Source organism: Paracoccus sp. PAMC 22219, assembly GCF_000787695.1.
Classification (GTDB): Bacteria; Pseudomonadota; Alphaproteobacteria; order Rhodobacterales; family Rhodobacteraceae; genus Paracoccus.
On sequence record NZ_BBPH01000109.1, the window covers coordinates 1 to 10,231 of the forward strand.

11 protein-coding genes and 4 pseudogenes are annotated in these 10,231 nt (G+C 71.6%); 9 read left to right on the top strand and 6 right to left on the bottom strand.

Translation table 11 applies throughout. The features are described 5' to 3' along the window. Both TY51_RS12655 and cobA read right to left on the bottom strand, forming a co-directional pair. A pseudogene (locus tag TY51_RS12655) lies at window positions 1-1,437 on the bottom strand (calcium-binding protein); the annotation flags it as partial. A gap of 133 nt (window positions 1,438-1,570) precedes the next feature. Further along, window positions 1,571-2,313: pseudogene (gene cobA / locus TY51_RS12660) on the bottom strand (uroporphyrinogen-III C-methyltransferase). 148 nt (window positions 2,314-2,461) lie between these two features. On the opposite strand from cobA, the gene TY51_RS24315 reads away from it, so the two are divergent. Genes TY51_RS24315 through TY51_RS12670 form a run of 4 tightly spaced genes read left to right on the top strand, consistent with a single transcriptional unit; the run spans window position 2,462 to window position 4,501 of the window. Then, window positions 2,462-3,085: a deoxyribodipyrimidine photo-lyase gene (locus tag TY51_RS24315; protein WP_307536644.1), complete on the top strand. Its 624-nt coding sequence runs from the start codon at window positions 2,462-2,464 to the stop codon at window positions 3,083-3,085. Continuing rightward, entirely contained in the window at window positions 3,025-3,468 is a 444-nt protein-coding gene (locus tag TY51_RS24320; RefSeq protein ID WP_307536647.1) for a hypothetical protein, read from the top strand. Before TY51_RS24315 ends, TY51_RS24320 begins: the two co-directional genes overlap by 61 nt. Then, window positions 3,420-3,836, top strand: a complete 417-nt coding sequence (locus tag TY51_RS24325; RefSeq protein ID WP_307536650.1) for an FAD-binding domain-containing protein — start codon at window positions 3,420-3,422, stop codon at window positions 3,834-3,836. The genes TY51_RS24320 and TY51_RS24325 overlap by 49 nt, the downstream gene beginning before the upstream one ends. After that, window positions 3,833-4,501: an SDR family NAD(P)-dependent oxidoreductase gene (locus TY51_RS12670; RefSeq protein ID WP_042250073.1), complete on the top strand. Its 669-nt coding sequence runs from the start codon at window positions 3,833-3,835 to the stop codon at window positions 4,499-4,501. Before TY51_RS24325 ends, TY51_RS12670 begins: the two co-directional genes overlap by 4 nt. On the opposite strand, the gene TY51_RS12675 is transcribed toward TY51_RS12670, so the two are convergent. Then, window positions 4,502-5,038 carry a glutathione peroxidase gene (locus TY51_RS12675; protein ID WP_042250074.1) on the bottom strand — a complete coding sequence of 179 codons (537 nt, stop codon included), beginning with the start codon at window positions 5,036-5,038 and terminating at the stop codon, window positions 4,502-4,504. A 25-nt stretch (window positions 5,039-5,063) separates the two neighbouring features. Next, on the bottom strand, window positions 5,064-5,765 hold the full coding sequence (locus TY51_RS12680; RefSeq protein WP_042250075.1) for a tryptophan-rich sensory protein: 702 nt from the start codon (window positions 5,763-5,765) through the stop codon (window positions 5,064-5,066). A 197-nt stretch (window positions 5,766-5,962) separates the two neighbouring features. Here TY51_RS12680 and TY51_RS24330 point away from each other — a divergent pair. Together TY51_RS24330 and TY51_RS24335 are read left to right on the top strand one after the other, a co-directional pair. Then, window positions 5,963-6,502: pseudogene (locus TY51_RS24330) on the top strand (LacI family DNA-binding transcriptional regulator); the annotation flags it as partial. 94 nt (window positions 6,503-6,596) lie between these two features. Further along, window positions 6,597-6,953, top strand: coding sequence for a substrate-binding domain-containing protein (locus tag TY51_RS24335; protein ID WP_307536655.1), 357 nt, complete (start codon window positions 6,597-6,599; stop codon window positions 6,951-6,953). Here TY51_RS24335 and TY51_RS12690 read toward each other — a convergent pair. Together TY51_RS12690 and mobA are read right to left on the bottom strand one after the other, a co-directional pair. Next, window positions 6,950-7,783: a hypothetical protein gene (locus TY51_RS12690; protein ID WP_042250076.1), complete on the bottom strand. Its 834-nt coding sequence runs from the start codon at window positions 7,781-7,783 to the stop codon at window positions 6,950-6,952. The two genes, TY51_RS24335 and TY51_RS12690, sit on opposite strands and share 4 nt — an antisense overlap. Continuing rightward, window positions 7,770-8,321, bottom strand: coding sequence for a molybdenum cofactor guanylyltransferase MobA (gene mobA / locus TY51_RS12695; RefSeq protein ID WP_042250077.1), 552 nt, complete (start codon window positions 8,319-8,321; stop codon window positions 7,770-7,772). Before mobA ends, TY51_RS12690 begins: the two co-directional genes overlap by 14 nt. Before the next feature lie 213 nt (window positions 8,322-8,534). On the opposite strand from mobA, the gene exbB reads away from it, so the two are divergent. From exbB to TY51_RS12710, 3 genes and pseudogenes are all read left to right on the top strand, one after another. Continuing rightward, window positions 8,535-9,587 carry a tonB-system energizer ExbB gene (gene exbB, locus TY51_RS12700; RefSeq protein ID WP_081994990.1) on the top strand — a complete coding sequence of 351 codons (1,053 nt, stop codon included), beginning with the start codon at window positions 8,535-8,537 and terminating at the stop codon, window positions 9,585-9,587. Next, the gene (exbD, locus tag TY51_RS12705) at window positions 9,512-9,961 is read left to right on the top strand and encodes a TonB system transport protein ExbD (RefSeq protein WP_042250078.1); all 450 of its coding nucleotides are present in this window, start codon (window positions 9,512-9,514) and stop codon (window positions 9,959-9,961) included. Before exbB ends, exbD begins: the two co-directional genes overlap by 76 nt. A 45-nt stretch (window positions 9,962-10,006) precedes the next feature. After that, a pseudogene (locus TY51_RS12710) lies at window positions 10,007-10,231 on the top strand (hypothetical protein); the annotation flags it as partial.

Consider the following 10,231-nt stretch of genomic DNA (forward strand, 5'->3'; position numbering starts at 1 on the left):
GATGTCCAGGATGGTGTCGCCATAGATGATCATCACCCCGCTGGCGGTGGGGATGAAGCGCAGCTGCCAGACGCTGCGGATGTTGCCCAGAAGCGACAGGTCCAGCCGGTCCACCGCGGGGTCATAGTCCAGGATCGTGATCCGCCCCGTCACCCGCGACGGCACGAAGATGTCGGCCCCCGCGCCGCCCACCAGGGTCACCGGGCGCGTCCCCGCGACCAGGATGTCGTTGCCGTCGCCGCCCTCGATCCGGGTGGTGTCGGCGCCTGCGACCAGCAGGTCGCCCCCCGCACCGCCGCGCGCGGTGCCTGCCCCGGCGGTGGCCGTGGCGCCGATCGGACCCGGTTCGAAGACAAACTGCGTCACGCCCGTCTCCGTCCCGGAGCTGACGAACAGCAGGATGCGGCCGCCGATCACCCGCGCCTCGATGTCGGTGACATCGGCCAAGGTCATCGCATCGGTATCCACGATGGTGGTCAGGTGCAGCAGCCGCCCGTCGGGCAGCATGGTGAACACGCTGATCCCGTCATCGGCCCCGCCCGCAAAGACGAAGGCCCGCCCGCCCAGGACCACGGTCTCCAGCGCGGTGGCGTTCTGGAAGCGGGTCGTCCCCTCGTCCAGGACGTGATCGACGGTGGTCAGCCGCCCGTCGGCGGTCAGGCGGAACACGGTCAGCGACCCGGACCCGGTCGCGGCCATCACCACATAGGTGCGGCCGCCGAACTGGACCGCATCCACGTCGGACGGGACGTCATAGCCGGTGCCGCGGTCCGCCCCGTGCACCATGCCAGGCGTCAGCCCCCCCGAGGCCGACACCAGATGCGTCGCGATGAAGTTCCCGTTCCCCGAGATCGAGATCAGGATGCGCTGGCCGTCCACGCTGACATCGGTGATCTTGTCCAGGTTGGCATCGGTGCTGCCCGCCGGGGTGGCGACGGTGGCCTGGCCCGCCCGCACCAGCGCACCGTCCGCGCCCATCCGGTGCGTGGTCAGCGTCAGCCCGCCGCCCTGGGCGGAATACAGCACCTGCGCCTGGCCGGTATCGACCTGGCCCAGGGCGGTCACCTGCGGGCCAAGGCTGGTGCCGAACAGCCAGCCAAAGGTGGACATCGCCCCGATGTCGCCGCGCAGCGACACGCCCAGGTTGCTGGCCCCGCCCATCTGGCCCACATGGATCATCGTGTCGCCGCCAATGTGGATCGCGGTGATCTGGGGCGGCCCCTGATAGGTGAAATCGGCCAGATAGGGGCGGGTGCGCAGCATGGTGATGGGGGCCGCGGGGTCGCTGATCGCATAGGTGCTGATGCCGCCGCGGATATGGTTGGCCGCCACCAGCAGCAGGCGTCCATCGGCCTCGACGATCTCGAGGTCGGTCAGATTGGTCAGCCAGCGTTGTTCGGTGACGCCAAAGGTCGTCACGTGGCGATACACGATCATGGCAATACTGCGGGTTGTCCGGCCAGGGGCGCCGGGGACAGGGGGCAGGTGTTAAGATGGTCTTAACCGGCCCGCCTGGCCAGTCTTGCTTGATGTGCATTTTAGGCAAAGGCCCCCGCCGGGGGCGGAACCCTCAGGCCGGCAGGGCCAGCGGTCCATAGAGGATCAGCCCCGGCTGGCTGGCCGGCCCGTCGCGCGACAGAAGGTCTGCAAGCGAGGCCACGGTGCCGGGCAGCAGGCGCTGGCCGGGATGGCCCACGGCCTCGGCCAGCAGCGCGGGGGTGTCGGGGGGCAGGCCGTGGTCGATCAGCCCCTGCGCCATCTTGGGAAGCTGCGCTGGCCCATGAACACCACGGTCGTGGTCAGCGGGTCGGCCAGGGCCGCCCAGTTGATGTCGCCGGGCAGCTGGCCGGTGATGTCGGCCCCGGTCACGAACTGCACCCGCCGCGCGGTCAGCCGCCGCGTCAGGGGCATGCCCATCGCCGCCGCCGCAGCGCTGGCCGAGGTGACGCCGGGCACGATCTCCCACGGGATGCCGGCGGCGGTCAGGGCCACCAGTTCCTCCTCCAGCCGGCCAAAGATGCCGCTGTCGCCGGATTTCAGGCGCACGACGCGCCGCCCGGCCTGCGCGTGCTGCACGATCAGCGCGTTCACCGCGTCCTGTTTCGCCGACGGACGGCCCGCGCGCTTGCCCACCGCGATCAGGTCGGCCTGCGGTCCCGCATGGTCCAGCACCGGGCCGGATGCCAGGTCGTCGAACAGCACCACGTCCGCCTGGGACAGCCTGCGCGCGGCCTTGAGCGTCAGCAGGTCGGGATCGCCGGGACCTGCCGAGACAAGCGAGACGAAGCCGGGGGGAAAGCTGGGATCGGACAAGGGCTGTGGGCCTTATGGGCGGGCGGGGTTTCAGCTATACCACCCCGGCCCGGTGTGACAATGCCGCGCGTTTTCTTTGCACGCGGCAGGGGTGATGAAACCATATCGCCGCTGGTGCGTGATCATTTGGGCATCAAGGGAGAATGCGATGACGGTCATCTGTTGGTTCAGGCGGGTTCTGCGGCTGGACGACCACCCCGCGCTGGTCGCGGCGGCAGCCGCGGGCGCAGTGATTCCGCTGGTGATCCTGGACCCCAGGGAGGCGCATGCCCAGCCCGCCAGCGCGCAGCGCCAGGCGATGGCGCTGGAGCCGCTGGACCGCGCGTTGCGGCGCGTCGGCAGCCGGCTGATCGTGCGCCGGGGCGATCCGGCCGCGGTGCTGGAACAGGTCCTGCGCGACACGGGCGGGGATGCGGTGCACACGACGGTGGGGTTTCCCTTTGCGTCCGATGACGGGCTGGCCGATGCCGTCGAACGCGGCGGGGCCAGGCTGCATCTGCACGCGCTGGCCGATCTGGTGCCGCGGGGGTCGGTGCTGACCGGGTCGGGCGGGGTCTACAAGGTCTTCTCTCCGTTCTGGAAGGCGGTGCGCCAGGTCGACATCGCCCAGCCCCTGGCGCCGCCGTCGCTGTCCGCGCCCGATGACTGGCCCGACAGCGACGGCACCGACTGGCCCGAGGCGCGCGCGCGATGGACCGGGGCTGGGACGTCATGGCCGCCCATATCCGCGCCGGAGAGGACGAGGCCCATGCACGGCTGGAAGAGTTCCTGACCGGCGATGTCGCGGGCTACAAGGCGGATCGCGACCATCCCTGGCGGCCCCGCGCGACATCGGGCCTGTCGGACGCGCTGGCCGTCGGAGAGATCAGCGCGCGCCGCATCTGGTCGCGATGCCGCGGAGAGTTCGCGCAGGGCATTCCGGGGATCGAGCCGTTCCTGTCCGAGGTCTGCTGGCGCGAATTTGCGCGCGAGCTGATGGCCGAGACGCCCGACATGGACCGCAGCTGCTGGCGCAAGGAGTGGAACGATTTTCCATGGCGCGCCGACAATGACGACGCCGAGCCTGGCGGCGGGGCCGCACCGGCGTGCCCATCGTCGATGCCGGGATGCGGGAACTGTATGTCACGGGGCGGATGCACAACCGCGTGCGGATGATCACCGCCAGCTATCTGACGAAACACCTGCTGACCGACTGGCGCGTGGGGCTGGCGTGGTTCGAGCATTGCCTGGCCGATTGGGACGCGGCGTCGAACGCGATGAACTGGCAATGGGTGGCGGGCTGCGGACCGGATGCCTCGCCCTATTTCCGGATCTTCAATCCGGAGACGCAGGCCGAGAAGTTCGACGGCAAGCACCAGTACCAGGACCACTGGATGCGCCCCGACGCGCCCGGCGCGCAGGAATTCGGCGCGGCCATCCCGCGGTCCTGGGACCTGGACCTGACGAAACGCGCCATGCCGCGGATTTCGCTGGCCGAGGGCCGCGCCCGCGCCCTGACCGCCTATGAGGAGGTGAAATCGTGACCAATGCGCTGATCCTGGGGGCGACGGGCGGCATCGGGCGGGCACTGTCCGCGCGGCTGGAGGCGCAGGGCGTGCAGGTCACGGGCGTGTCGCGGTCGCGCGACGGGCTGGACCTGACGCGGGCCGACACGGTCGCGGATCACGCGGCACGGCTGGCGGGGCAGTCCTTTGATCTGATCGTGAACACGACGGGCGCGCTAGTCATCGACGGGCACCAGCCGGAAAAATCGCTGGACGCGGTCGATGCGGACGCCATGGCGCGACAGTTCGCGCTGAACGCCACCGGGGTCGCGCTGGCGATCCAGGCGTTCGGGCCGCTTCTGGCGCGGGACCGGCGGGCAGTGTTCGCGTCGCTGTCGGCACGGGTGGGGTCGATCGGGGACAACGATCTGGGCGGCTGGATCGGCTATCGCGCGGCCAAGGCGGCGCAGAACCAGATCATCCGCACCGCATCCATCGAATACCGCCGCCGCAATCGCCACGCGATCCTGGTGGCACTGCATCCGGGCACGGTGGAGACGCCGCTGACCGCGAAATACGCGTCCCGCTATCCGACCATCACGCCGGATCGCAGCGCCGAGGCGCTGCTGGCGGTGATCGACGGGCTGACGGCGGACGATACCGGCAGCTTCTGGGACTGGAAGGGCGCGCGGGTGCCGTGGTGATCAGGTCAGGTACGGCGTCGCGGCACCCATGATCTGGCGCCCGCCGGGCTTGACGAACGACCCCCAGGTGCCCGCGATGCGCCCCTGCGGGTCCAGCAGCACCTTGTTGAAGTTCCATTGCGGCACGAACCCCGTCTGGTCCCGCGCCCAGGCATAGAACGGGTGCACATCCCCCTTGGCCACGTGCAGGATGTCGGTCATCGGCAGGGTCAGGCCGTATTGCAGTTCGCAATATTCCTTGGCCTCGGCCCCGCTGGCCAGCTCCTGGTTGAAATCGTCCGACGGCACGGCCAGCACCACCAGCCCGCGCGGGGCATAGGCGTCGTGCAGCGCCTGCATGTCGGCCAATTGGCCCGCGAACCCGCACATGGACGCGGTGTTGACGACCAGCACCGGGCTGCCGCGCCACTGGGCGGTGTCATAGCTGCCCCCGTCCACCGACGGAAAGGTGAAGCCGGGCGCGTCCTGCGCCCGCGCGCGGTTCAGGCCCAGGGCGGGCAGGGCGGTGGCGAGGGACAGGAAAAGGCGGCGTCTCATGGGCTTTCTCCTTGGGTGCGTGATGTCAGCGGGTGGTGGCGATGCGACCCGCCAGCGCCGCGGCGCCAAGGGTCGCGATCAGGATCACTGGCCAGTTGCCTGCGCCCCAGTTGGCGACGACGATCCCGGCCAGCGCCCAGATGACCGCCGCCGGATAGGCCCATTCGCGCGGGCGCAGCGACTGGACCGCCAGTGCCAGCGCGCTGACCGCGATCAGGCACAGGATCGCGGCCGTCTGCGCCGACAGCCAGCCGTGACCGCCCAGCCAGATGCCCACCGACACGCCCGACGCCGCCGTCAGCCAGCCTGCGTACAGCGCGATGGGCCGCCCCTCCAGCCAGCGGTCGCGGCGTCCGGCCCAGACCATCGCGACGATGGCGCTGACCAGCATCGCCAGGATCATCAGCGTGGCCAGCCCCGGCAGGCGCTGCGCCACCGGCAGCCAGAAGAACCCGACGACCAGGCTGACCAGCAGCGGCGCACGCAGCGGCAGCCAGCCCTCGTCATCGGCGCGGCGCCACAGGCCGAAGGCGGCGCCCGCGATCAGCCACAGATAGATCACCCCCCAGATGGAGAAGGCCCAGCCCGCGGGCTGGATCGGCGGGTCCTGCTGGGGGATCGGAAAGCGGTCGGGGTCATAGCCCGCAAAGCCCGGAAACAGCAGCGGAGAGACGGCGAACGCCACCGCCGCCAGCAGGACCAGAAGGGCAAGGGTGCGGTTCGGCATGGGCGGGCTTTCTGCTGGGTCGCGGGGTGCAGGTTGGCGCGTTCGGCGCGTTTGTCAACGCGGCCGGTGGCGCGGCGGTTGCCATGGGCGCGCGTTCGCGCCATGGATAGGGCCCCCGCATCCCGGCGCGACACCGCGCCGCAGCCCCATGGCCCGTGCAGACGATGAAGCTCAAGGATTTCGCCAAGCTGGTCGGAATGTCCGCGACCACGGTCAGCCGCGCCCTGAACGGCCACCCCGAAGTGAACGAGGCGACCCGCGCCCGCCTGATCGCCGCGGCCCGACAGCACGGGTATCAGCCCAACGCCCATGCCCGCTTCCTGGCGATGGGGCATGCCAGCACCATCGGCTGCGTCATCCCCATCGGTGGCCGGAACGAGATCGTGAACCCGATCTATGCCGATTTCCTGGCCGGGGTCGGAGAGGAATGCGCCCGCCGCCGGTTCGAGATCAACCTGACCGTCGTCCCCGAGGAGGATCAGCCCGACGCCTATCGCGCGCTGTCGTCCAAGGGGCTGATCGGCGGCGTGATCGTGCAGTTTCCGCGCCATGACGACCCGCGCCCGGCGCTGCTGGACCGGATCGGGCTGCCGTTCGTCGTGCATGGGCGGGTGACGGGGCATGACGGCCCCTACAGCTGGGTGGACGTGAACAACCTGCGCGCGTTCGAACGCGGGACCGGGTTCCTGCTGCAGCTGGGCCATGTGCGCATCGCGCTGTTGAACGGCGACGAGCGGCTGGATTTCGCGCGCCGCCGCCGCGACGGATACCTGCGTGCGCTGCGCGATGCGGGCCACGCGCCGCGGCCCCGCGCTGATGGCGACCGGAGAGATGACCGCCGCCTATGGCTATGCGCAGGCGCGCGCGCTGCTGGCGGGGCCCGAGGCGCCGACCGCGTTCCTGTGCGCGGCCACGATGATCGCCACCGGCGTGCGCCAGGCGATCGAGGAGCGGGGGCTGATCCTGGGCCGCGACGTGTCGGTGCTGACCTTTGACGACGACCTGTCCTATTACGCGAACCGCGATGCGGTGCCGGTGTTCAGCGCCATGCGCTCGCCCGTGCGGGTGGCGGGGGCGCGCTGTGCGGCGCTGCTGATCGACCGGATCACCGGCGGTCCGGGCGCGCCGGTGCAGGAGCTGCTGGAGGCGGAGCTGGTCATCGGCAGGTCCACCGCGCCGCCCGTCTAGGGCATCGCCGCCCGCAGGACCGCGTCATGGCCAAAGCCCAGGATCTGCCCCTCGGCTGCCAGATCGGTGATGCGGGGGTCGGGGGCCAGCATCGGCTCCAGCGCGTCGCGGTCGTCCAGCGCGCGCAGCGTGCGCGCCAGAAGACCGACCTGCGCCGCGTCCAGGCAGGGCCAGCCCGCGACATCCAGCCGTCCCAGCATCGAGGGATAGACCTCGGCCAGCACCACCGCCGCGTCCTGCCAGGGCTGGAACGGCCAGACGGCGGTGCCCGCCCGCTGCCGCAGGCGGTTCAGCCAGGGGATGCCCGTCAGGGCCTGCGCGCCGACCGCCCCCGCGCCTGCCAGCTGAAAGGGTGATTTCGGGCGCGGGCCGCCGGGAACGGGGGTTTCGGTCACGCGATGGGGCGCCAGGTCGGGATGGGGCGGGGGCTTCAGCCGCGGCAGGTCCGGCGTGGCCAGCCGCCGCCCGTCGCCCCAGAAGACCGGCGCATCCAGCGCCCGGTTCAGCCCCGCCGCGACATCGCGATAGTTGCTGGCGTTGCCGTCGTCGTCGCTGTGCTGCGCGTCCAGATGGTCCCACAGGGCCAACGCATTGCCTTGCCCGGTGATCTGCCGCGCCAGCCCTGACGGGTGGCCGAAGGCGAAATCCGCCCCGATCAGCAGCCGCGTGCCCGGCTCGGCCATGTCCCGCAGCAGGCGATGCGCCTGGAGCCGCGTCGGCGGGTTGGCCAGCAGGCCGCGGTCGTCGCCGATCCAGATCGAATCGGCGCCCCGCGTCGGGCGCCCCGCCGCCGACCAGTCCAGGATGACGATCCGGTCAAAGCGCGGCAAGACGGGCCTCGGCCACCGCCAGGTCGGCGGGGGTGTTGATGTTGGCGAATACCGCGTCCGGCCAGACCGCGCGGCCCGGCTGATGACGATCGGCAAAGCTGCGCACGCGCCGCTGGTCCGCAGCCAGCGTCGCGGCCAGATCGTCGCGCAGGGCCACGGGCCACAGGCCGAGGGTCGGATGGTCGCGCGGCCCCTGCGCGTCGTCGCCCGCGGCCAGCGCCAGACCGGTCGGCCCCCGCGCCGCCCACAGCCGCGCCGCCAGGTCGGGCGGCAGAAAGGGCGAATCACCCGGCACGGTCAGCACATGCGTGGCCCCCAGGTCCCGCGCCCAGTCCATCGCCACCAGCACCCCGGCCAGCGGTCCGGGGCGGTCGGGCAGGCTGTCGGCCAGCACCGGCAGGCCGAAATCCGCGAACCGCGCCGGATCGCCATTGGCGTTCAGCGCCAGCGGCCCGGCCTGCGGGCGCAGGCGGTCCAGCAGATGCGCCAGCATCGGTCGCCCGGCCAATGACATCAGGGGCTTGTCGCCGCCGCCCATGCGGGTCGCGCGCCTCCGGCAAGGATCATGGCGGGGATGCGGGGGGCTTGGGTCATGGCGCGACTGTGGCCGCCCGCGCCATCCCGCGCAAGCGGGGGCGTGTTTCTAATAGTTGACAGTTTTACTTAGCGGGCCGATAACGCCCCAAACCGTTGCAGGCCCGCCGCCCGTTCGCGCCCGCCTGCCCGATGCCAACTGGATGCAAGGACCGCCATGACCCATCTGCCCAGACAGCCGCTTCGCGCGGGGCTTGCCGCATTTCTGGTCACCGTGACGCTGGCCGGTGGGGCCATGGCCCAGGACACCCCCGCGCCGCAGGGCCAGGTCGAGGTCCCGGCGACGCCCGCGGCCCCGGCACCGGCGGATACCGCAACGCCCGCGGACCTTGCCGCGCCCGATCAGCCTGCGCCCACGGCCCCGGTCGCACCGGCACCGGCACCCACGGCCGATGCGCCGCAGCCGGTGCCCGTCGTCGCCGAACGCGACCCCGGGCTGCCGCATGACCTGTCGCCGATGGGCATGTTCCTGGCCGCCGACTGGGTGGTCAAGGCGGTGATGATCGGGTTGGCCGTGGCCTCGGTCATCACCTGGACCATCCTGCTGGTGAAGCTGATCGAGCTGTGGGCCGCCACCCGCCGCGCCGCGACCGCCACCCGCCGCATCCAGGAAGCCGCGTCCCTGCCCGACGCCCTGGCCGGGATCGCGCGCCGCAGCGATCCGGTGGCGCGCATGATCCGGTCCGCCGCCGAGGAATACCGCCGGTCCGAACCCGCGCTGGCGCAGGCGGGCGATCATGGCGTCAAGGAACGCGTCGCATCCCAGCTGGACCGGATCGAGGCCGCCGCGGGCCGCCGCATGGCGCGCGGCACCGGGGTGCTGGCAACCATCGGGTCGACCGCGCCCTTTGTCGGCCTGTTCGGGACCGTCTGGGGGATCATGAACAGCTTCATCGGGATTTCGGAATCGCAGACCACCAACCTGGCCGTCGTGGCGCCGGGCATCGCCGAGGCGCTGCTGGCCACCGCCATCGGCCTGGTCGCGGCGATCCCCGCCGTGGTGATCTACAACGTCTTTGCCCGCGCCGTCACCGGGTACCGGATGCGTCTGGGCCATGCCGCCGCGGGCGTCCAGCAGATGGTCAGCCGCGACCTGGACTTTCGCGGCCGCGGCCCGTGGCGGGGGGCTAGGCCATGGCCGGAGGCATCCGCGACACCGACGATCTGGCCGACAACCACGAGATCAACGTCACGCCCTTCATCGACGTGATGCTGGTGCTGCTGATCATCTTCATGGTGGCCGCGCCCTTGGCGACGGTGGACGTGAACGTCGATCTGCCGGTGTCGAACGCGACCCAGGCCGAACGGCCCGAACAGCCCGTCTATGTCAGCGTCAGGCCGGACCTGAGCCTGGCCGTGGGCGATGACGACGTGGCGCCGGGTGCGCTGGCCGCGGCCCTGACGGCGGCGACCGGGGGCGACCGCGAACAGCGGATCTTTCTGCGCGCCGATCGCGCGGTGGCCTATGGCGACCTGATGGGCGTGATGAACACGCTGCGCGACACCGGCTATCTGAAGATCGCGCTGGTCGGTCTGGATGCCGTGCAGGCCCCGCCCGAGGCCGCCGCGGGCGCTGCGCCATGAGCGGGCGCGGCCTGCGCATGCTGGGCGAGGGTGGGCTGTGGGCGGGTGCCTCGGTCCTGGGTGCTGGCGGCGCATGTGGGGGCGGGGATCTGGATCATGGGGCGCGCCGATGCGGGCGCCCCGCCGGGCCTGCCGGACGCGGTGTTCGTCGACCTGGCCCCGGCGATGCCCCCCGCGGCCGCCGCGCCCACCGGCCCGGAGGCCGCCGCGGGCAGTGAGGCCCGCGCCGAGGTCGAGGCCGAGGACGAGACCGCGCCCGAGGAGCCCAGC